17 protein-coding genes are annotated in these 20,707 nt (G+C 71.7%); 11 read left to right on the plus strand and 6 right to left on the minus strand.

The features are described from left to right. Nucleotides 1-2 precede the first annotated feature (2 nt). Nucleotides 3-1,100 (plus strand): calcium:proton antiporter, encoded by a 1,098-nt coding sequence (locus OG510_RS35255; protein ID WP_406142084.1) that lies wholly within the window; start codon nt 3-5, stop codon nt 1,098-1,100. Between the two features lie 44 nt (nt 1,101-1,144). Beyond that, nucleotides 1,145-2,674, plus strand: a complete 1,530-nt coding sequence (locus OG510_RS35260) for a fatty acyl-CoA synthetase (protein WP_406142085.1) — start codon at nt 1,145-1,147, stop codon at nt 2,672-2,674. Between the two features lie 53 nt (nt 2,675-2,727). Here the strand turns inward: OG510_RS35260 and OG510_RS35265 are convergent, their stop codons facing one another. After that, a complete protein-coding gene (locus OG510_RS35265) occupies nt 2,728-3,810 on the minus strand; it encodes an NAD(P)/FAD-dependent oxidoreductase (RefSeq protein ID WP_406142086.1) in 1,083 nt (360 codons plus the stop codon). A 100-nt stretch (nt 3,811-3,910) separates the two neighbouring features. Between OG510_RS35265 and OG510_RS35270 the strand changes: the two genes are divergently transcribed. Both OG510_RS35270 and OG510_RS35275 read left to right on the plus strand, forming a co-directional pair. After that, entirely contained in the window at nt 3,911-4,492 is a 582-nt protein-coding gene (locus tag OG510_RS35270; RefSeq protein WP_406142087.1) for a helix-turn-helix domain-containing protein, read from the plus strand. Nucleotides 4,493-4,674: 182 nt separating this feature from the next. Beyond that, on the plus strand, nt 4,675-5,580 hold the full coding sequence (locus tag OG510_RS35275; RefSeq protein WP_406142088.1) for a class I SAM-dependent methyltransferase: 906 nt from the start codon (nt 4,675-4,677) through the stop codon (nt 5,578-5,580). A 148-nt stretch (nt 5,581-5,728) separates the two neighbouring features. Here the strand turns inward: OG510_RS35275 and OG510_RS35280 are convergent, their stop codons facing one another. The 3 genes from OG510_RS35280 to OG510_RS35290 form a co-directional block, all read right to left on the minus strand. After that, nucleotides 5,729-6,859, minus strand: coding sequence for an FAD-dependent oxidoreductase (locus tag OG510_RS35280; protein ID WP_406142089.1), 1,131 nt, complete (start codon nt 6,857-6,859; stop codon nt 5,729-5,731). Between the two features lie 169 nt (nt 6,860-7,028). Next, nucleotides 7,029-8,339, minus strand: coding sequence for a phenylacetate--CoA ligase PaaK (paaK, locus tag OG510_RS35285; protein ID WP_406142090.1), 1,311 nt, complete (start codon nt 8,337-8,339; stop codon nt 7,029-7,031). Between the two features lie 133 nt (nt 8,340-8,472). Continuing rightward, the gene (locus OG510_RS35290; protein ID WP_406142091.1) at nt 8,473-9,201 is read right to left on the minus strand and encodes a TetR/AcrR family transcriptional regulator; all 729 of its coding nucleotides are present in this window, start codon (nt 9,199-9,201) and stop codon (nt 8,473-8,475) included. A gap of 258 nt (nt 9,202-9,459) precedes the next feature. Between OG510_RS35290 and OG510_RS35295 the strand changes: the two genes are divergently transcribed. Beyond that, complete coding sequence (locus OG510_RS35295) at nt 9,460-10,671, plus strand: NAD(P)/FAD-dependent oxidoreductase (protein ID WP_406142092.1); 1,212 nt, start codon at nt 9,460-9,462, stop codon at nt 10,669-10,671. Nucleotides 10,672-10,874: 203 nt separating this feature from the next. On the opposite strand, the gene OG510_RS35300 is transcribed toward OG510_RS35295, so the two are convergent. Then, nucleotides 10,875-12,497: an acyl-CoA synthetase gene (locus OG510_RS35300; RefSeq protein WP_406142093.1), complete on the minus strand. Its 1,623-nt coding sequence runs from the start codon at nt 12,495-12,497 to the stop codon at nt 10,875-10,877. Between the two features lie 206 nt (nt 12,498-12,703). Here OG510_RS35300 and OG510_RS35305 point away from each other — a divergent pair, with 206 nt between their 5' ends. From OG510_RS35305 to OG510_RS35330, 6 genes are all read left to right on the plus strand, one after another. Further along, nucleotides 12,704-13,504: a crotonase/enoyl-CoA hydratase family protein gene (locus OG510_RS35305; protein ID WP_164267548.1), complete on the plus strand. Its 801-nt coding sequence runs from the start codon at nt 12,704-12,706 to the stop codon at nt 13,502-13,504. A gap of 112 nt (nt 13,505-13,616) precedes the next feature. After that, the gene (locus tag OG510_RS35310; RefSeq protein WP_406142094.1) at nt 13,617-14,588 is read left to right on the plus strand and encodes a Zn-ribbon domain-containing OB-fold protein; all 972 of its coding nucleotides are present in this window, start codon (nt 13,617-13,619) and stop codon (nt 14,586-14,588) included. Next, the gene (locus OG510_RS35315; protein WP_406142095.1) at nt 14,588-15,634 is read left to right on the plus strand and encodes a thiolase domain-containing protein; all 1,047 of its coding nucleotides are present in this window, start codon (nt 14,588-14,590) and stop codon (nt 15,632-15,634) included. Before OG510_RS35310 ends, OG510_RS35315 begins: the two co-directional genes overlap by 1 nt. After that, nucleotides 15,631-16,830 carry a thiolase domain-containing protein gene (locus OG510_RS35320; RefSeq protein WP_164267724.1) on the plus strand — a complete coding sequence of 400 codons (1,200 nt, stop codon included), beginning with the start codon at nt 15,631-15,633 and terminating at the stop codon, nt 16,828-16,830. The genes OG510_RS35315 and OG510_RS35320 overlap by 4 nt, the downstream gene beginning before the upstream one ends. Nucleotides 16,831-17,164: 334 nt before the next feature. Then, nucleotides 17,165-17,665, plus strand: a complete 501-nt coding sequence (locus OG510_RS35325; protein WP_164267725.1) for a hypothetical protein — start codon at nt 17,165-17,167, stop codon at nt 17,663-17,665. A 244-nt stretch (nt 17,666-17,909) separates the two neighbouring features. Further along, on the plus strand, nt 17,910-19,241 hold the full coding sequence (locus tag OG510_RS35330; protein WP_406142096.1) for an N-acetylmuramoyl-L-alanine amidase: 1,332 nt from the start codon (nt 17,910-17,912) through the stop codon (nt 19,239-19,241). A 179-nt stretch (nt 19,242-19,420) separates the two neighbouring features. Here the strand turns inward: OG510_RS35330 and OG510_RS35335 are convergent, their stop codons facing one another. After that, a complete protein-coding gene (locus OG510_RS35335; RefSeq protein ID WP_406142097.1) occupies nt 19,421-20,560 on the minus strand; it encodes a phosphotransferase in 1,140 nt (379 codons plus the stop codon). Between the last annotated feature and the right edge of the window lie 147 nt (nt 20,561-20,707).

The raw sequence follows: 20,707 nt of genomic DNA on the forward strand, positions 1-20,707 counted from the left end.
CCATGAGAGCGCCGAGCCGGGCCCTGGCCGCACAGTGGACCACCGTGGTCCCCGTGGTCGCCGTCGTGGCCCTGATCTTCAGCTGGGGCCGCGAGCTGCCGGTGTTCGCCGTCGTCCTGGTGGCGCTCTGCCTGGCCGGAGCGGTGCTGGCCGCCGTGCACCATGCCGAGGTGATCGCCCACCGGGTGGGGGAGCCCTTCGGCTCGCTGGTCCTGGCGGTCGCCGTCACCGTCATCGAGGTGGCCCTCATCGTCACCCTGATGGCCGACGGGGGCTCCAAGTACTCCTCGCTGGCCCGGGACACCGTCTTCGCCGCCGTGATGATCACCTGCAACGGGATCGTGGGCCTCTCCCTGCTGGTCGGCGCGGTACGCCGCGGCTTCGCGGTCTTCAACGCGGAAGGCTCGGGCACCGCCCTGTCCGCGGTGGCCGCGCTCTCGACCCTCACCCTCGTCCTGCCGAGGTTCACCAAGAAGCCGGGACCGGAGTTCAGCGGCCCCCAGCTGGCCTTCGCCGCCATCGCCTCGCTCTGTCTTTACGGTCTCTTCGTCGCCGTACAGACGGTCCGTCACCGCGACTACTTCCTGCCCGTCACGCAGGAGGGCGAGATCCAGGACGAGGAAGGCCACGCCCCGCCGCCCAGCCGCAGGGCCGCGCTGCTGAGCCTCGGGCTGCTGCTCGTCGCCCTGATCGCGGTCGTCGGCAACGCCAAAGCCATCTCGCCGACCCTGGAATCGGGCGTCGAAGCGGCGGGGCTGCCCCACGCGGTCGTCGGCGTGGTGATCGCCCTGCTGGTGCTGCTCCCGGAGACGCTCGCCGCCGTACGCGCGGCGCGCCGCGACCGCGTGCAGACCAGCCTCAACCTCGGGCTCGGCTCGGCCATGGCGAGCATCGGACTCACGATCCCCGCCATCGCGCTGGCATCCGTCTGGCTCACCGGACCCCTGCTGCTCGGGCTCGGAGCCACCCATATGGTGCTGCTCGCACTGACCCTGGTGGTCGGCGCGCTGACGATCGTCCCCGGCCGGGCGACCCTGATGCAGGGCGGCATCCACCTGGCGATCTTCGCCGCCTTCGTGTTCCTGGCCGTCAGCCCTTGAGCGCCTCCCTTGACCAGCACCCCGGCGAACCGCAGGATCACGCCATGACACAGGACCACGACACGACAGGTGTACGCGCCGGCACGGTCGACGCCATCCTGCGCCGCAGCGCCCGCCGGGTTCCTGGACGCACCGCCGTCAGGTACGGGGACCGCGCCTGGAGCTACGCCGCCCTCGACGAGGCGGTCACCACCGCGGCCGCCGTCCTGACCGAGTACGGGCTGCGGACCGGCGACCGGGTCGCCTCCTACGGCAACAACTCGGACGTGTACCTCATCGGCTTCCTCGCCTGCGCCCGGGCCGGGCTGATCCACGTCCCGGTGAACCAGAACCTCACCGGTGACGAACTGGCCTACATTCTGCGCCAGTCGGGCAGCGCGCTGGTGCTCGCGGACCCCGTCATCGCCGACGCTGTCCCGGACGGCTTCCCCGTACGCCTGCTGCGCGGAAGCGACGAATCGCTGCTGGCGGCGCTCGGCACGCCCCGGCCCTTCACCCCCGAGCACCCGCCCGGCTCGGACGACCTGGTGCAGCTGCTCTACACCTCGGGCACCACCGCACTCGCCAAGGGCGCGATGATGACGCACCGGGCGCTCGTCCATGAGTACGTCAGCGCCATCACCTCGCTCGGCCTGCGGGAGACGGACCGGCCGCTGCACTCGCTGCCGCTGTACCACTCGGCCCAGCTGCATGTCTTTCTGCTGCCGTATCTGGCGGTGGGCGCCGAGAACACCATCCTGGACGCCCCGGACGCGGCCGAGGTGTTCCGGCTGGTCGAGGCGGGTCTCGCGGACACCCTCTTCGCGCCGCCCACCGTGTGGATCGGCTTCTCCCGCCACCCGGACTTCGCCACCCGCGATCTGAGCGGGCTCCGCAAGGCGTTCTACGGTGCGTCGATCATGCCGGTGCCCGTGCTGGAACGGCTCCGGGAGCGGCTGCCTGGACTGGCCTTCCACAACTGTTTCGGCCAGAGCGAGATCGGGCCGCTCGCCATGGTCCTGGGCCCGGGTGAGCACGAGGGGCGGATGGACTCGTGCGGCAGGCCCGTTCTCTTCGTGGAGGCCGCGGTGGTCGACGAGAACGGCGACGAGGTCCCCGACGGTACGGCGGGTGAAGTGGTCTACCGCTCGCCGCAGTTGTGCGAGGGATACTGGGGCAAACCGGAGGAGACCGCGGAAGCCTTCCGCGACGGCTGGTTCCACTCGGGCGATCTCGCGGTACGCGACGCGCAGGGGTACTTCACCGTTGTCGACCGGGTGAAGGACGTCATCAACTCCGGGGGTGTGCTGGTCGCCTCACGCCAGGTCGAGGATGTGCTCTACAGCCACCCGGGGGTCGCCGAAGCGGCGGTCGTCGGGCTGCCCGACGACCGCTGGATCGAGGCGGTCACGGCGGTGGTCGTGGTGTGCGACGACGTCACCGAGGCCGAACTGCTCGCTCACGCCCGGGCATCCCTCCCGCACTTCAAGGCCCCGAAGCGGGTCCTGTTCGTGGACTCCCTGCCGCGCAACGCCAGCGGAAAGATCCTCAAGCGCGAACTGCGGGACCGCTTCGCGGAGCCCCGGCCGGCCTGAGCGCACCAGCCAGTGCTCTGGGGGGCTCGCGTCGGGCGGCGGTCCTGTCCGCGTCAGGCCGTGGCCCGGACGGAATCGGAGGGACTCGTGGGACCGGTGGGACTCGCGGCGGTGAGGGCGGCTTCGGTATCGGCGGTGGCGAGGGCCGCGTTCATACGGGCCCCGGCCAGGGCGCCTGCCGCCGCCGCAGAGCCGACCTGTGCCATCGGATCGGTGACGTTGCCCGCCACCCACACCCCTGGCACATCGGTCGCGCCGGCCACGCCGGAGGCGAAGTGGCGGCCCATCCCGTCCGGCAGGTCCTCCATCGGCAGCCGGAGGCCCGCCAGCCCGTCGGCGCGGGCCCGCATGACGGTCGCGACGGCGAGGACACGCCGGGGGACAGTCCGGCCGTCGGTCAGCCGCACACCGGTGATGCCGCTCCCGTCGGACTCGACTTCGGCGACCGGGGTGTCGATGACGGTGATACCGCGGGCCGCGAACCGTGCCCTGGTGTCGTCGTCCAGGGCGGTTCCGTGGGTGAAGTAGACGAGATCCTCGGTCAGCTGGCGGAAGAGCAGCGCGTGGTGGAGGGAGGCGACGCCGGTCGCGAGGACGCCGATGGGCTCGTCGCGTACTTCCCAGCCGTGGCAGTACGGGCAGTGCACCACGCCGTGTCCCCAGTGCCGGGCCAGCCCGGGAACGTTTGGCAGGACGTCCCGCAGCCCGGTCGCGACCAGCACACGGCGCGCCCGCAGCGTGCCCCCGCCGGCCAGCGCGACGGTGAAACGCAGGTCGCCGTCGGCGGCCGGTGCGGCGGGGGCGGCGGCAGTCACCTCACCGTTCACCACCCGTCCGCCGTAGCGGCGTACCTCCTCCCGGCCGCGGGCCAGCAGCTCGGCCGGCGGGGTGCCGTCCAGTCCGAGCAGGCCGTGCACGCCTGCGGCCGGGGCGTTGCGAGGGGTGCCGCTGTCGATCACGACGACCGAGCGGCGGGAGCGGGCGAGCATCAACGCGCCGTTCAGTCCCGCGGCGCCGCCGCCGATCACCACCGCGTCGACGGTCTCGTTCGGCAGCGTGTCGGTCGTGTGCTCATCGGCCACGTGCTCATCGGTGACGTTCGCATCGGTCAGGTTCTCAACAGTCTTGACGGTCATGGCCGTTCTACGTCCCTTCGTGGTGCGGGCGGACCCCGGTCGCAGGGCCGCACAGGACGACCGTATGCACCGTATGCGGCGAAGGCATACGCTGTTGCCTATGACGCAAGAAGATGACGACGTGGACAGCCTGGTACGCAAACGCATCCGCGCGCTGCGAGCGGCACAGGGCTGGTCCCTGGAGGAGCTGGCGAACCGTGCCCGGATGAGCCAGTCCTCCCTCAGCCGCATCGAGAACGGGCAGCGCCGTCTGGCGCTCGACCAGCTCCTCACGCTCGCCCGGGCCCTGGACACCACCCTCGACCAGCTCGTCGAAACCGCCGGCGACGACGTGATCTCCAGTCCGGTGATCGACGGCGCGCACGGGGTGCTGCGTTGGCCGGTCAAGGCCGACCCCGGTATGACGGTGGTGCGTCAGCGTATGACGGACCCGCCGCCGGAGAGCCCTGCGCGTCTGCGCGCTCACCCGGGCCGTGAGTGGTTCGTCGTCCTCTCCGGAACCGCCGTCCTGCTGCTGGGGAACCGCCGCTTCCGTGCGGAGACCAACCAGGCCGCCGAGTTCCCCACCATGCTGCCGCACGCCCTCGGCGCCGAGGGCGGCCCGTGCGAAGTCCTGGGGATCTTCGACCGTGACGCCCGCCGCGGCCACCAGGGCGACAGGGCCACTCCGCGCGAGGACTGACGGTGGGGAGCGGCTGCCGTTACGGGTTGCCGGGGCTCGGGCCGGGGTGGGCGCCGCGATGGCGCGGTGGTTCGCGTGCCGGCTGAGCGGGTTCATGCGTCCTGAGCAGCCGGAGAGGCCATCCTCTTGCCGTATCCGCAAGCAATCGTGCATGTGACGCATGGCCCGCTTACCGTCGCAGCATGACTCACACCGCCCACACCCCCCATACCGCCCACGCCGCTCAGAGCCCCGAGGCGCCGCACCACTCCCACCAGCACGGACACGATGGCCACGGCCACGACGACTCCGATGCGCAGGTGGAGATCCTCGATCTGGACGCCGAAGTTCTCGCCGAGCACATCGCCTCCATCACCGCCTGGCTGCCTGTCGAAGAGAGCCCCCGCCGGATCGTCGACCTGGGCTGCGGGACCGGCGCCGGAACCTTCGCCCTCCTCGCACGCTTCCCCGACGCGCACGTCACCGCCGTCGACGCATCGGCCGCCCATCTGCGGCGCCTGCGCGAGAAGGCGTGCGCCCTGGGTGTCGAAGACCGCGTACGCACCGTCCAGGCCGATCTCGACACCAGCGGGCCGGACCTCGGCACACCCGATCTGGTGTGGGCCTCTGCCTCCCTGCACCACCTGGCCGACCCCGACCGCACCCTGCGCCAGGTCCACGGCGCACTCGCTCCGGGCGGGCTCATCGCCGTCGTCGAACTCGCCGGCTTCCCCCGCTTCCTGCCCGAAGACGCCCCGGTGGAACGGCCGGGCGTGGAAGAGCGCTGCCACGCCGCCGTCGACCGCGACAGTGCCGAGCACATGCCCCACCGCGGCGCCGACTGGGGCCCGAAACTGACCGCCGCGGGATTCACCGTCGAAGGCGAGCGCCCGGTCACCGTGCACATCGACGGGTCCCGCTCCCCGGCGGTCGGCCGCTACGCCCTCAGCGGTCTGCAGCGGATGCGCGATAACGCCGCGGATGTCCTCGTGCCGGAGGACCTGGCAGCCCTCGACCGACTGCTCGACACCGACAGCCCGCACAGTGTGCTGCGCCGCGACGACCTCGCCGTACGCACCGAACGCACGGTGTGGGCCGCCCGCCGCTGAACGCCCGATCCCGCCACGGGGCACGGGGCATGGGGCACGGGGCACGAGGCACTGCCAGGGAGCTGCCTCGTGCCGCGTCCACGGGCGGCGGAACTCCTCGTCCGACGCCGACGTCGTCATCCGGCTCCGCACACCGGCCGGACACCCCCTAGTCGGTCTGCGCGGTGATCATCTTCAGCATGGCCCTGGCTGTGTTGTCCTCGGAGTCGATCCCGTGCACCTCGGCGCCGTCAAAGGTGACGGGCTCGGCACTGCGGGCGAACAGGGCCTGTTCGTACCCGGTCAGTGCGGCCTCGATGTCGTCGGGACGCGCAGCGAGTGCCCTGCCGAGTTCCGCGCCGTCGAGCATGGCCAGGTTGGCGCCTTCGCCGTTCGGGGCCGCGAGATGGGCCGCGTCGCCGAGCAGGGTCACTCCCGGCACCCGGTCCCATCGGTGCTCGGGAGGCAGCGCGTGGTGGGGGCGCAGCACAGGCGGCACATCCGCGTCCGTGATCAGCGCGGTGAGCTCCGGCGCCCAGCCGTCGAACTCCCGCGCGATCCGCGCGGAAGCGCCGAAGGCATCGCCGAAGTCGACAGCGGCGAACCAGTCCAGTGGCTTGGACAGTGCCACATAGGCGTGCAGCGTGTCGCCGCTCTCCCGGTGAGCGAAGATCTCCTTGCCCGGTGAGGGGGCGATCATCGACCCGCCGCCGACCACCTTCGCAGCACTGGCGTGCCGGGTGTCGGCGTCGAACAGGAAGGTCTCGACGAACGAGGTGCCGACGTACTCGGGTGTGGCATCGGAGAGCAGTGGCCGGACCCGGGACCACGCGCCGTCCGCCCCGACCAGCAGGCTTGTGGCGACGGTACTGCCGTCGGCGAAGGTCACTTCGTGGCCGCCGTCACCGAGGGCGCGTACGCCGCTGACCTTGTGGCCCCAGCGGACGGTGCCGGCCGGGAGCGATTCGAGCAGGATCCGCCGCAGCTCGCCGCGCTGTACCTCGGGGCGGCCGCCCGTGCCGTCGTCGGGGATCTCGTGCAGAACGGTGCCGTCCGGTTCGACGAGCCGCATCGTCTGACGCCCCGCTATGACGATGGTCCGGAACTCGCCTGTGAGACCGGCCTCTTGGAGGGCGAGCTGCCCGTTGTGGTCGTGGATGTCGAGCATCCCGCCCTGCGGGCGCGACGACGGGGAAGGATCGGCCTCGTAGACCGTGACGGGGATTCTGTGGAGGTGCAGGACACGGGCCAGCGTAAGACCGCCGAGTCCGGCGCCGATGACTGTGACAGGGGTGCGCATAAGGGTTCCTCGGTGTCAGGGCCGCCGGTCGCCGGCGGCCGTGACTGAAAGGTGCCAGCGCCCGCCGACGAACCACCGACAACTGACCGACAGCCACTGACAGATGACCTACACGAGATCACCGGACGATCCCCGCCTGCGGGGCCCGGCGGGCCATCTACCCTCTGCTTCACACACCACCCGGCGAGCCCGCAGGACCGTTGCGCAGATCCACGATCCGCTTGAACTTCCCCACCGACCGCTCGAGCGTTTCGGGGTCGACGATCTCGACGCAGGCCGAGATCCCGATGGAGTCCTTGATGGCCGCCGTGACCGAGCGGGCGGCGGTTTCCCGTATCTCCGGTGAGGCGTCCTGCCTGGCCTCCGCCCGTACGGTCAGTGCGTCCATCCGGCCTTCGCGGGTGAGCCGGAGCTGGAAGTGCGGGGCGAGTCCTGGGGTGCGCAGCACGATCTCCTCCACCTGGGTGGGGAACAGGTTCACCCCGCGCACGATCACCAGGTCGTCGCTGCGCCCGGTGATCCGCTCCATCCGCCGGAACGTCCTGGCGGTGCCGGGCAGCAGCCGGGTCAGATCCCTGGTCCGGTAGCGGATCACCGGCATGGCTTCCTTGGTGAGCGAGGTGAACACCAACTCGCCCTGCTCGCCGTCCGGCAGGGCCTCACCCGTGACCGGGTCGACCACCTCGGGGTAGAAGTGGTCCTCCCAGATGTGCAGACCGTCCTTGGTCTCCACGCACTCCTGGGCCACGCCCGGCCCCATGACCTCGGAGAGCCCGTAGATGTCGACGGCGTCGATCGCGAAGCGCTCCTCGATCTCGCGCCGCATCTCCTCCGTCCATGGTTCGGCGCCGAATATACCGACCCGCAGGGACGTGGACCTGGGGTCGATGCCCCGGCGTTCGAACTCGTCGAGCAGCGTGAGCATGTAGGTGGGCGTCACCATGATGACCTCGGGGCGGAAGTCCTGGACCAGCTGCACCTGCCGTGCCGTCATCCCGCCGGACGCGGGGATCACCGTGCAGCCGAGGCGCTCGGCGCCGTAGTGGGCGCCGAGGCCGCCGGTGAACAGCCCGTATCCGTACGCCACATGGACCTTGTCGCCGGGCCTGCCGCCCGCCGCGCGGATGGACCTGGCCACCACGTCCGCCCAGGTGGACAGGTCGCGCTCGGTGTAGCCGACGACGGTGGGGCGGCCCGTCGTGCCGCTGGAGGCGTGGATACGGCGTACGTCGGACTGCGGGACGGCGAACATCCCGAACGGGTACTGGTCGCGCAGATCGGCCTTGCAGGTGAAGGGGAACCGGGCCAGGTCGGCGAGGGTGCGGCAGTCCTCGGGGCGCAGTCCCGCCTTGTCGAAGGACTCCCGGTAGAACGGCACGTTCTCGTACGCGTGCCGGAGCGTCGTGCGCAGTCGCTCGGTCTGCAGGGCTTCGAGCTCATCGCGGCTGAGCTGTTCCGCCGCGTCCAGCAGGGCTGTCATGTGGTCACTCCCGTCCCGACCGGCCGACCTGCCGACCGATCATTCGGTCGACCCGTGTGTGATCAGTAATTCAGGAGCGGGCCGGGCCGTCAAGAGGGCCGTCAGGAGCTGTGCACAAGGGGCGCCGCCCGGGTCACCGGTCCGGGAGCGCGGGCGCCGGCAAGGAACGGGTCAGGTCGTCGATGAAGGCGTGGACATCGCCCAGCTGCCAGACGCCGCCCGCCGGACGGTCCAGGAGGAGCCGGCCGTGCACCGACGACCACACCGACACGGCGGCGGCCTCCGGGGAGCGGGTGAGCCGCATTCCCGATTCCGTCAGCCGGCCGACCGCCGTGCGCCAGCGGACCGCGACCTCGGCCGGACCTTCGTCGTGCGGGCCCGTGCCGTTGAACATCACCCGGAAACTCGTCGGGTTCTCCTCGGCGAACCGGGCGTACGCGTGCGCCAGCGCGGCCAGCCGGGCAGCGGGCGACTGGCCGGCGGCCGCTCGGTCCGCGCCGTCCAGATCCGCGAGCAGTTCCCCGAAGAGATGGCGGAGCGCGGCCCGGGTGAGTTCGTCCTTGCCCGAGAAGTGGCGGTAGATCGCGGGCGCGGTGATGCCCGCCTCCCGCGCCACCTCCCGCAGCGACAGCGGCACCGGACGCATGCGCCGCTGGTCGGCGATCAGCCGCAGTACCGCCTCGATGATCTCCGTACGGAGCCTCTCGCCCTCGCCGCGCGCATTGCGGAGCCGTTCCCCCTCACCGCGGGCCGTGCGCTGCCGTTCGTCCCCGCCGCGCGCGGTGGGCGGCCGCGGTCCGCAGCTCGGCTGTCCGGAGCTCGGTGGTACGGCCGCCGGCCGCGGCTCTGGGTGTCTGGGCATGCGCCAAGCCTGACACAAGGGCCGCCCCGGCTCCCGCCGATCGCCGGCGGGGCGGTGGTGGTCAGCCCCGCGCCAACTCCCCTGCGGGGATGGGCAGGGACGGGATTGGCCAGGTAGGTAAACAGGCGTAAAGTCCGGAGCGTTCACTTCACCGTGGTGTGCGGCGGCGCCGGGCACCGTGATCATCGGAGCGGCCATGCGCACCACCACCGAAGTCGAGGGCGGGCGCCCCGGCGCCGAACCGCGAGGGGTCCTCGCGTGAGCGCTCCGCGCCGGGTCGTGGTCGTCGGCGCGTCCGCAGCGGGCCTCGCCACGGCTGAGGGGCTGCGCCGCTCGGGATACGACGGTGAGCTGGTGCTCGTGGGCGAGGAGGAGCACCTTCCGTACGACCGCCCGCCGCTCTCCAAGCAGTTGCTCGCCGGTGAGTGGGAAGCCGAGCGGGTCCTGCTGCGGAGCGCGGAAGCGCTGGCAGGACTGGACATCGAGCTGCGCCCCCGCACCCGGGCCCAGGCCCTCGACCGGGCCGCCCGGGAGGTGCGTACCGGAGACGGCGGCACCATCGCCTATGACGCGCTCGTCGTCGCCACCGGAGTCCGCCCCCGGGAACTGCCTGGTACGGAAGGCGTCGCGGGTGTCCACCTCCTGCGCACCCTGGACGACGCGACGGCGCTGCGTGAATCGCTCGCCGGCCGCCCGCATCTGGTGATCGTCGGCGGTGGGTTCATCGGCGCCGAGGCCGCGGCCGTGGCGCGCGCGGCGGGTTGCGAGGTCACGCTGGTGACCGACGGGCCGGTGCCGCTCGCCGACGCCGTCGGCCTCGACATCGGGAGCATGCTGACGGACCTGCACCACGAACACGGCGTACGGACCGTGACCGGGGCGCTCGTCGAGAGCGTCACCACCGACGGCGGCCGCGCCACGGGTGTACGCCTCGCCGACGGCCGCACCCTCGCGGCGGACGCGGTCCTCGTCGGCATCGGGGCGCGGCCCAACACCGAATGGCTCGCCGGCAGCGGGCTCGGCCTCGGCAACGGTGTCGAGTGCGACGCCACCCTCCGCGCCGCCGAACACATCTGGGCGGCCGGGGACGTGGCGTCCTGGCCCGACCCGGTGACCGGGGAGCGGCTGCGTATCGAGCACCGCACCAACGCGTCCGAACAGGGCCTCGCGGTCGCCCGCAACATCCTCGCCGGGGACGCGGCGACCCCCTTCACCACCGTGCCGTACGTCTGGTCCGACCAGTACGACCTCAAGGTCCAGATCCATGGCAGGACCCGGGGCGCCGACCTGGTGCACATCGTCGAAGGAAGCCTGGCCGAACGGAAGTTCACCGCTCTGCTCGCCCGCGGGGGACACGTCTGCGGTGCGGTCGGCGTGAACATGATCCGTCCGCTGCGCGCCCTGCGGCCCCTGGTCGCGGCCCGTACGCCGTGGGCGGAGGCGCTCGTCACGCAGGCGGCCGGGGCCTGAGCCCCAGCCCCGTCGTGCCACTGCGGAGTCACCACCGGGCCACCACAGACCGGCAGGGCGACCCGCTTCCCGCTCACCGGGGAAGCGGGGCCGCCACGGTGCCGTCCCGGCCGGCGGGCCGCACGATGACCAGAGCGAGCAGCGCACCGGCGCCGCACACCGCACCGATGGCGACCCACAGCGGGTCGTACGAGCCCCACGGTTCAGTCGGCGGCGACCGCCACCCCGCGCGCCCAGCGGTAGTCGGCCTTGCCGCTCGGTGAACGCTGGATCTCCGGTGCTATCACCAGCTGCCGCGGCACCTTGTACCCGGCGATCCTGCTGCGGCAGTGCGCCTGGATGGCGTCGAGGCTCGGCTCGTCTGCCCCCGGGCGTATCTGCACCACCGCCGCCACATGGTTGCCCCAGCGGGCGTCCGGCACCCCCGCCACCAGGGCGTCGTACACATCGGGGTGGGACTTGAGTGCCTGCTCGACCTCTTCCGGATAGACCTTCTCGCCACCGGTGTTGATGCACTGCGAGCCGCGCCCGAGCACGGTGACGATGCCCTCCTCGTCGACGGTCGCCATGTCGCCGAGCAGCACCCACCGCTCACCATCGGTCTGGAAGAAGGTCTCGGCCGTCTTCTCCGGGTCGTTGTAGTAGCCGAGCGGGACATGCCCGCGCTGCGCGATCCGGCCCACCTCGCCGACGGCCACCTGCCGGTACGTGGCCGGATCGACCACCGCCGTACGGGAGTTCATCCGCAGCCTGAACCCCTTGTCGGGGCCCGAGTCCGGGGTGGCCGTGCCGTTGAAACCGGACTCCGAGGAGCCGAAGTTGTTCAGCAGCATCGCGTTCGGCACCAGCTCCTGGAACTGTGCCCGCACCGTCTCCGACATGATGGCGCCCGAGCTGGAGACGCTGAACAGCGACGAGCAGTCGGTGCCGCTGAGCGGACCGGTGAGCGCGTCGATCAGCGGCCGCAGCATGGCGTCGCCGACCAGCGAGACACTGGTGACCTTCTCCTTCTCGATGGTACGGAGCACCTCGTCCGGCGCGAACTTCCGGTGGATCACGATTCGCTGGCCGAAGTTGAACGCGATGAAGGCGGTCAGGGTCGATGTGCCGTGCATCAGCGGGGGAGTGGGGAAGAAGGTGATGCCGTCACCGCCCGCGGCCACCCGCTCGGCCAGTTCCTCCGGGGCGCCGACCGGTTCGCCCGTCGGGGCGCCGCCGCCGAGACCGGAGAAGAACAGGTCCTCCGCCCGCCACATCACCCCCTTGGGCATCCCGGTGGTGCCTCCGGTGTAGATGATGAACTGGTCGTCGGCGGACCGGGGCCCGAAACCGCGCTCCGGCGAACCGGCGGCCTCCGCTTCGGCGTACGCGACCGGGCGCAGGCCGGGCTCCGGCGCGCCCTCGGGGGCCTCGCCGACCCGGATCAGATGGCGCAGCTTCTCCGTCTTGGGCAGCGCGGCCGCGACCCGCTCGGTGAACTCGCCGTCGAAGACCAGCGCCGCCAGATCCGCGTCCCGGTAGAGGTAGACCAGTTCCTCTTCCACATAGCGGTAGTTGACGTTGACGGGGACGATGCGCGCCTTGAGGCAGGCGAGCACGGTCTGCAGATACTCGACCCCGTTGTAGAGGTGCAGGCCCAGGTGCTCTCCCGGGCGGATGCCGCTGTCGATCAGATGGTGCGCGACCCGGTTGGCCGCGGTGTCCAGCGCGGCGTAGGTGAGCCTGCGTTCCGCTCCCGTACCGGGATGGTCGATGAACACGAGCGCCTCGCGGTCCGGAACCGCGTCGACGACGGACTCGAACAGGTCGGCAAGGTTGTACTCCACCACATCTCCTGACGCCGGCGTTCAGTGACCCGGCGTCATTACAGCCCCGCACGGGGAAACTGGGAAGGCCCCTCGCGAAGAAATCTGACTGAGTGTCAGAAAACTATTGAACTGCGACCCCGCCTCCTGCAACCTGTCTACGCGCCGCTCGCCGATCCGGCTCACATCCTCAGAGGGCGCCCAGGTCTTGAGACGGGAGGACGGTCATGGGTGGTACGGAACACCTCACCGTACGGCGCGAGGGCGCCACACTGGTGCTCACGCTGAACAGGCCGGAGGCGAAGAACGCGCTCTCGCTGCCGATGCTGGTCGGGCTCTACGACGGCTGGCTGGCGGCCGACGAGGACGACGAGGTCCGCTCGGTGGTCCTCACCGGAGCGGGCGGAGCCTTCTGCGCCGGCATGGACCTCAAGGCCCTGGCAGGCGCCGGGATGGCGGGCGAGCAGTACCGCGACCGGCTCAAGGCAGACCCCGACCTGCACTGGAAGGCGATGCTGCGCCACCACAGGCCGCGCAAACCGGTGATCGCCGCGGTCGAGGGGTACTGCGTCGCCGGAGGCACCGAGATCCTCCAGGGCACCGACATCAGGGTCGGCGCGGAGAGCGCCACCTTCGGGCTCTTCGAGGTCAGGCGCGGCCTGTTCCCGATCGGCGGCTCCACGGTCCGCCTGCAGCGCCAGATCCCCCGCACCCACGCACTGGAGATGCTGCTCACCGGCCGCCCGTACACCGCGGCCGAAGCGGCGGCCATCGGCCTCATCGGCCATGTGGTGCCCGACGGCACGGCGCTGGAGAAGGCCCTGGAGATCGCCGGGCGGATCAACGAGTGCGGGCCGCTCGCCGTCGAAGCCGTCAAGGCGTCGGTCTACGAGACGGCCGAACTGACCGAGACCGAGGGCCTGAAGGCCGAACTGGACCGCGGCTGGCCCGTCTTCGACACCGCGGACGCCAAGGAGGGCTCACGCGCCTTCGCCGAGAAGCGGCCGCCCGTCTACCGCAGGGCCTGACCGCCGCCCGCCGCATCCCCGCGCCGGTCCCGCCCGGCACCGGTTCCCCTTCCGACGCTCCGGCACCCGCCGGACGAGCCCCCGCCCGCAGCGGAGAATTTGGAGCCCACCCATGACAGCCGCTCCCTCACCGGAGGTGCTCCGCGCCCCCCTCGTCGTCGAATTCCCCTTCACCCGCTCCCTCGGACCCGTGCAGAGCGCCTTCCTCACCGGGCTGCGCGAGCGCACCGTACTCGGGGTGCGGACCGGCGACGGCAAGGTACTCGTCCCACCGGTCGAGTACGACCCCGTCACCGCCGACGAGATACGCGACCTGGTCGAGGTCGCCCCCACCGGCACCGTCACCACCTGGGCCTGGAACGAGTCACCGCGCCGCGGCCAGCCGCTCGCGACCCCCTTCGCCTGGGTCCTGGTGAAACTCGACGGCGCCGACACCGCCCTGCTGCACGCACTCGACGCCCCGGGACCCGACAGCGTCCACTCCGGGCAGCGCGTACGGATCCGCTGGGCGGCCGAACGCGTGGGCGCCATCACGGACATCGCCTGCTTCGAGCCCTGCGGGAGCGGGAGCGAGGCCGCCGCGAGCGCCGACCCGCCCGCGCACAGCGGACTGTTCGACGACGCCGTCACCGGCATCGTCGCCCCCGCCCGCCTCGACTACGTCTACAGCCCCGGCCGCGCACAGAGCGACTACATCAACGCGCTCGCCGACCGTAAGACCGTCGGCGAGCGCTGCCCCTCCTGCGCCAAGGTCTACGTACCGCCGCGCGGCGCCTGCCCCACCTGCGGGGTCGCGACGACCGACCGGGTCGAGGTCGGCCCGGCCGGCACCCTCACCACGTACTGCATCGTCAACATCAAGGCCCGCGGCCTCGACATCGAAGTGCCTTACGTCTACGGGCACATCGCCCTGGACGGCGCCGGCCTCGCCCTGCACGGACGGATCGGCGGCATCCCGTACGACCAGGTGCGGATGGGGCTGCGCGTCGAGCCGGTGTGGACCGACGGCGCCCGCTTCCCCGACCACTACCGGCCCACCGGTGAGCCGGACGCCGACTACGACACGTACAAGGAGCTGATCTGATGCGGGACGTGGCGATCGTCGCCTTCGCGCAGAGCGACCACCGGCGGCGCACCGACGAGTGCTCCGAGGTCGAGATGGTGATGCCGGTCCTGCACAGCGTGCTCGCGCAGACCGGGCTGAAGACCAGCGACATCGGCTTCACCTGCTCCGGGTCGAGCGACTACCTCGCAGGCCGGGCCTTCTCCTTCACGATGACCCTCGACGGGGTCGGGGCCTGGCCCCCGATCTCCGAGTCCCATGTGGAGATGGACGGGGCCTGGGCGCTGTACGAGGCGTGGGTGAAGCTCCTGACCGGCGAGGCGGACACCGCACTCGTCTACTCCTACGGCAAGTCGTCGCCCGGCTCCGTCAGGGACGTACTGACCCGCCAGCTCGACCCCTACTACGTGGCCCCGCTCTGGCCCGACTCCGTGGCACTCGCCGCACTCCAGGCGCAGGCGCTGATCGACACGGGCGAGACCGACGAGCCCGCACTCGCCGGGGTCGCGGCCCGCAGCCGCGGGGACGCGGCAGACAACCCGCACGCCCAACTGCCCGGCGCCAGGCCCCAGGGCGACTACCTGGTACGGCCGCTGCGCACCGGGGACTGCCCGCCCATCGGGGACGGCGCGGCGGCCGTCGTACTCGCGGCGGGCGACCGGGCGCGCGCCCTGTGCGAGCGCCCCGCCTGGATCCGGGGCATCGACCACCGCATCGAGGCCCACAGCCTCGGCGTGCGCGACCTCACCGACTCACCGTCCGCCCGGCTGGCCGCCGAACGGGCCGGAGCCTTCGAGCACCCCGTCGACACCGCCGAACTGCACGCGCCCTTCACCTCCCAGGAAGTCGTCCTGCGCAAGGCGCTCCGGCTCGGCGACGACGTACGTGTCAATCCGTCGGGCGGCGCGCTCGCCGCCAACCCCGTCATGGCGGCCGGGCTCATCCGGCTCGGCGAGGCCGCCGCCCGGATCCAGCGCGGGGAGTCCGACCGGGCCCTCGCCCACGCGACCTCCGGCCCGTGCCTGCAGCAGAATCTGGTCGCCGTCCTCGAAGGAGAGGCCCAGTGAGTAACCAGCCAGCGAACGGCCGAGGTGCGGCCGGCAAGGAACCGGTGGCCGTCGTCGGGATCGGCCAGACCCACCACGTCGCCGCCCGGCACGATGTCTCCATCGCCGGACTCGTCCGCGAGGCGGCCGGGCGCGCCCTGAGCGACGCCGAGCTGACCTGGGCGGACATCGACGCCGTCGTCATCGGCAAGGCCCCGGACTTCTTCGAGGGCGTGATGATGCCGGAGCTCTACCTGGCGGACGCGCTGGGCGCCGTCGGCAAGCCCATGATGCGGGTGCACACCGCGGGCTCGGTGGGCGGCTCGACCACCCTGGTCGCCTCCAACCTGGTCGCGTCGCGGGTGCACAGGACCGTGCTCACCCTCGCCTTCGAGAAGCAGTCCGAGTCCAACGCCATGTGGGGACTCTCGCTGCCCGTGCCGTTCCAGCAGCCCCTGCTCGCCGGGGCCGGCGGGTTCTTCGCCCCGCATGTGCGGGCCTATATGCGCAGGGCGGGGGCGCCCGACACGGTCGGCTCGCTCGTCGCGTACAAGGACCGCCGCAACGCGCTGAAGAACCCCTACGCGCATCTGCACGAGAAGGACATCACCCTGGAGAAGGTCCAGGCGTCCCCGATGCTGTGGGACCCCGTCCGCTACTCCGAGACCTGCCCGTCGTCGGACGGGGCGTGCGCGATGGTCCTCACCGACCGTGCGGGGGCGGCCCGTTCGCCCCGGCCGCCCGCCTGGATGCACGGCGGGGCGATGCGCAGCGAGCCCACCCTCTTCGCCGGCAAGGACTTCGTCTCGCCGCAGGCGGGCAAGGACTGCGCCGCCGACGTCTACCGGCAGGCGGGCATCACCGACCCGCGCCGGGAGATCGACGCGGTCGAGATGTACGTCCCGTTCTCCTGGTACGAGCCGATGTGGCTGGAGAACCTGGGCTTCGCCGCCGAGGGCGAGGGCTGGAAACTCACCGAGTCGGGCGCCACCGAGCTGGACGGCGACCTGCCGGTGAACCCCTCGGGCGGGGTGCTCTCCACCAACCCCATCGGGGCCTCCGGCATGATCCGGTTCGCCGAGGCCGCGCTCCAGGTGCGCGGTGCGGCGGGCGAGCACCAGGTGGACGGCGCCCGCAAGGCGCTCGGGCACGCCTACGGCGGCGGCTCGCAGTTCTTCTCCATGTGGCTGGTGGGCTCGGAGCCGCCCACCGGCTGACCGCCGGTGGACCGCCCGACGGGCCCTGACCGTGGCCCGTACGGATCGCCAGGCCGCAGCCCGTCACTGATCTTCGATCCGGGGGAGTGGCGGGCCTTCGTCCTCGGCGCCCGGGAGGGCGACTTCGATCCGGCCTGACGCCCGCCCGGCCCCCGGCCCGGTTTCCCGCCCCGGCGCACGGGGCCCGATGCCTGCGGGCCGCTGCGGTCCGCGGGACGTCTCCGCCGGTCCTCGCAGGGCTTTCCCGCGGGGTGGCCGCGAGGACGATCAGGACCGGTCCGCACAGCCCCGGCCCCGGCTTCGGCGGACCGCCGGGGCCACGTACCATGGCTGTATGTCCTTCCTCCGCCGCCGCAGCGCCGCCACTCCCGCGGGCCCGGACTTCGACGTCCTGGCCATGGACCCGGGTGACTGGCCCGGCAACCTCGGCGCCGGACTCCTCCCCGCACCCGACGGCACCTGCCAGGGCGTCTTCCTGCGGTACGACCTCTTCGGCGGCCGCGGCCCCGCGATGATCATCGGGAATCTTCCGGAGGGTTCGCCCGCCCGCGAGGTCGCCGACGGCCAGATCCCCTTCGAGGTGGCGCAGCTCCTCGCGGCCCTGGAGAACGACGAGCCCATCGAGGTGCTCGACACCGAGGACATGCCGGTGATGCAGGGCGACAACCTCCTCATCGTGCGGCGCCTGAAGCTCTCGGAGAGCCGGATCTCCTGCGTCCAGTTCGACCGCAGCGACAAGGTCCTGGTCACCATCGCCAGCTGGGACCGGCCGATCACCGACGATCTGTACGCCCTCCTGAAGCCGCTGCCCGCCGAGATGTTCCAGCAGGGCTGAGCCCCGCGCGCCCGCCGGCCGTACGCGGGAGGTCCCCGCGTACGTAAAACCCGGGTAACACGTCTCCGCCACCGCATGGTTGCCGCGTCTTCCGCGCTGGTCATCGGCCATGCCAGTGGTCTGGACATCTGTTTCAACAGCCGCCCCGTGCGGCGCTCTTGACGTGCCATCACCTCAGGTCAGAGAGTGCGCCCATACCGTTCGAGAGATCACCACGGCGCAACTCCCGGCAAGAAGGGCCGTCATGACGTCCAAGCAGCGGATCAGACTCGCGCTCGCGCTGACCACCGCGAGCACCCTCGGCCTCGCCCTGACGGGCCCGGCGGCACAGGCGGCCCCCCGGGGCACCCGGCCCGAGTGCCCCCGGACCCTCGACTGCACATGGGACCCCGCCGCCTACCAGCAGACCGGTGATCCCGCCGACAAGGAGACGTACGGCAACTACGACACCGCGGACCGCCCGCACACCGGGAAGATCAAGTACATCGTCCTGCACGACACCGAGGAAACCTTCGACCGGACGCTGCAGATCTTCCAGGACCCGCACAGCCAGACGTCCGCGCACTACGTGGTCCGCTCCGGCGACGGCCATGTGGCGCAGATGGTCAAGGACAAGGACATCGCCTGGCAGGCGGGCAACTGGTACATCAACCAGCAGTCCATCGGGATCGAGCAGGAAGGCATCGCGACCGACGGCTCCAAGTGGTTCACCCCGGCGATGTACCGCTCGACGGCCGCCCTCGTGCGCTACCTCGCGGCCAAGTACGACATCCCGCTGGACCGCCAGCACATCATCGGCCACGACAACGTCCCGCCCACCAGCACCGCCGGGACAGCGGCCATGCACTGGGACCCCGGCACGTACTGGGACTGGGACTACTTCATGAAGCTGGTCGGCAGGCCCACCGTCCCGACCGCCTCGCCCCACAGCCAACTGGTCACCGTGAGCCCGGTGTTCAAGGAGAACATCCAGAAGTTCCGGGACTGCGAGAAGAACGTCGACCTCCCGGCGCAGGCGTCGAGCGCGGTGCCCCTCCACACCGCGCCCTCCACCGGGTCACCGCTCTTCTCCGACCCGGCGCTGCACACCGACGGCAAGCCGGGCACCAACTGCATCGCCGACTGGGGCAGCAAGATCAGCGCATCGCAGCAGGCCGTGGTCGCCGGACACGCACCCGGCTGGACCGCGATCTGGTGGTACGGGCAGAAAGCCTGGTTCCGGAGCCCGGCGCGCACCAGGACCACCACACCGACGTCCGGCTATGTGGTGAAGCCGAAGGCCGGCCGGACCGATGTGCCGGTGTACGGGGTGGCCTACCCGGAGAAGAGCGAGTACCCGGCCGACTTCACCGCCGCTCACCTGGGCACACCGCTCCCGTACACGATCAAGCAGGGCCAGGCGTACCCCGGCGGCGGCGAGGCGCCCACGGGCTACTACTACGCGCCGACGATCGACGCCTCCTACCCGTACGACCACACGTACTTCCCCGGCGCCACCACGTACGTGACCGTGCAGATCGGACACCGGGTGGCCTTCGTGAAGGCGTCCGACGTCGACATCGTGCGCACACACTGACGACCCGCCCGGCCCGTTCCCCGCCGGTTGCCCAACGGCGCGTCCGGCGCGCGTCTACCCGTGCGGTGAGCGCGCGCCCAGGCCCCGCGCCGGAACAGCACGGTGCGCACCCAGTGTGTCGGCACCGGGTGCGCACCGTGCTTCCCCCTCCCGGGAACCCGGTGCCGGGTCCCCGCGGTTCAGCGGGTCCCGACAGCCGCGCGCACGGCGCGGCGGGCCAGGGCGCAGTCGTCGTGCAGCCGCCGCAGCAGCAGCCGCTGCTCCTCGCCGTGGGACAGCACACCGGGCTGCGGCTGGTGGCCCGCGCCGGCCGGCGCGCCCTCACGGATGGTGCGCTGGACGGCCGTCTCGTACGTACGGATCTCGCGGGTCAGCACCAGCATCAGATTCACCAGGAATGCGTCCCTCGCCGCGGGCCCGGCGGCCTGGGCCAGCTGACTGATCTGGCGCCGCGCCACCGGCGCCTCGCCCAGCACGGACCACAGCGTCGCCAGGTCGTACCCGGGCAGATACCAGCCCGCGTGCTCCCAGTCGACCAGTACAGGACCGGCCGGTGACAGCAGGATGTTGGAGAGCAGCGCGTCACCGTGACAGAACTGGCCCATGCCCTGCCGGCCGCCGGAGTGCGCCAGCCCGTGCAGCAGCTTCTGGAGGTCGCCGAGATCCCGGTCGGTGAACAGGCCCAGCTCGTGGTACCTGGCGATCCGGGAGGCGTAGTCGAGGGGCTGGCCGAAGAGGCCACCCGGCGGCCGCCAGGCGTTCACCCGGCCGACGGCGCCGAGCACGGCCCGCAGATCCGCGCGCGGCGGGGTCTCCACGGGGTGGCGCTGCAGTGCCGCAGCCCGTCCGGCCATCCGCTCGATCACCAGTGTGCAGTTCTCCGGATCCGCGGCGATGAGCCGCGGCACCCGGACCGGTGGGCGGTGCCGCACGAACGTGCGGTATGTAGCTATTTCGTGGCGGAAGCTCTCCGCCCAGGCGGGGGACTGGTCGATCAGACACTTGGCAACTGCCGTCGCCCGCCCGGTCGTTCCCACCAGCAGGACCGACCGGCTGCTCCGGCGCAGTATCTGCACGGGGTTGAACTCCGGACAGATACGGTGCACCGAAGCGATCGCCATCCGCAGCTGAGCGCCCTGGGGGCCGGACAAGTCGAGCCTCCCGCTGAGCGGTTGGGCGCCCGGCCCGGCCGCCCGGCGGACCCGGCCGGTGCCGAGCGCCGCGGCGGCGTGGGAGGGGTCGAGGTACGGTCCGCCACCGGCCGGGAGAGAACGGTGCGGCCGGGATGGGGCGGACACGGAGGACGATGCTGTGTACATGGGGGATACAGATCCCTTCGTGTGCCGACGGTTTGCGTACGCTGCCCGCCCGGTGGCCCGTACGTACCCTGGGGAGTACGGTCCGGCCACCGGGTCGGGGTGGCGCGTTCCTACCTCACAACGCGGCGCGGGTGGCACACCATCTGG

Origin of the sequence: Streptomyces sp. NBC_01089 (genome assembly GCF_045162975.1) — a bacterium.
Lineage (GTDB): Bacteria > Actinomycetota > Actinomycetes > Streptomycetales > Streptomycetaceae > Streptomyces.

Bases quoted from the DNA above. Each gene is read 5' to 3' on its own strand.
- OG510_RS35255 (WP_406142084.1), top strand. From the start codon at position 3: ATGAGAGCGCCGAGCCGGGCCCTGGCCGCACAGTGGACCACCGTGGTC.
- OG510_RS35260 (WP_406142085.1), top strand. From the start codon at position 1,145: ATGACACAGGACCACGACACGACAGGTGTACGCGCCGGCACGGTCGAC.
- OG510_RS35265 (WP_406142086.1), bottom strand. From the start codon at position 3,810: ATGACCGTCAAGACTGTTGAGAACCTGACCGATGCGAACGTCACCGAT.
- OG510_RS35270 (WP_406142087.1), top strand. From the start codon at position 3,911: ATGACGCAAGAAGATGACGACGTGGACAGCCTGGTACGCAAACGCATC.
- OG510_RS35275 (WP_406142088.1), top strand. From the start codon at position 4,675: ATGACTCACACCGCCCACACCCCCCATACCGCCCACGCCGCTCAGAGC.
- OG510_RS35280 (WP_406142089.1), bottom strand. From the start codon at position 6,859: ATGCGCACCCCTGTCACAGTCATCGGCGCCGGACTCGGCGGTCTTACG.
- paaK (WP_406142090.1), bottom strand. From the start codon at position 8,339: ATGACAGCCCTGCTGGACGCGGCGGAACAGCTCAGCCGCGATGAGCTC.
- OG510_RS35290 (WP_406142091.1), bottom strand. From the start codon at position 9,201: ATGCCCAGACACCCAGAGCCGCGGCCGGCGGCCGTACCACCGAGCTCC.
- OG510_RS35305 (WP_164267548.1), top strand. From the start codon at position 12,704: ATGGGTGGTACGGAACACCTCACCGTACGGCGCGAGGGCGCCACACTG.
- OG510_RS35310 (WP_406142094.1), top strand. From the start codon at position 13,617: ATGACAGCCGCTCCCTCACCGGAGGTGCTCCGCGCCCCCCTCGTCGTC.
- OG510_RS35315 (WP_406142095.1), top strand. From the start codon at position 14,588: ATGCGGGACGTGGCGATCGTCGCCTTCGCGCAGAGCGACCACCGGCGG.
- OG510_RS35325 (WP_164267725.1), top strand. From the start codon at position 17,165: ATGTCCTTCCTCCGCCGCCGCAGCGCCGCCACTCCCGCGGGCCCGGAC.
- OG510_RS35330 (WP_406142096.1), top strand. From the start codon at position 17,910: ATGACGTCCAAGCAGCGGATCAGACTCGCGCTCGCGCTGACCACCGCG.
- OG510_RS35335 (WP_406142097.1), bottom strand. From the start codon at position 20,560: ATGTACACAGCATCGTCCTCCGTGTCCGCCCCATCCCGGCCGCACCGT.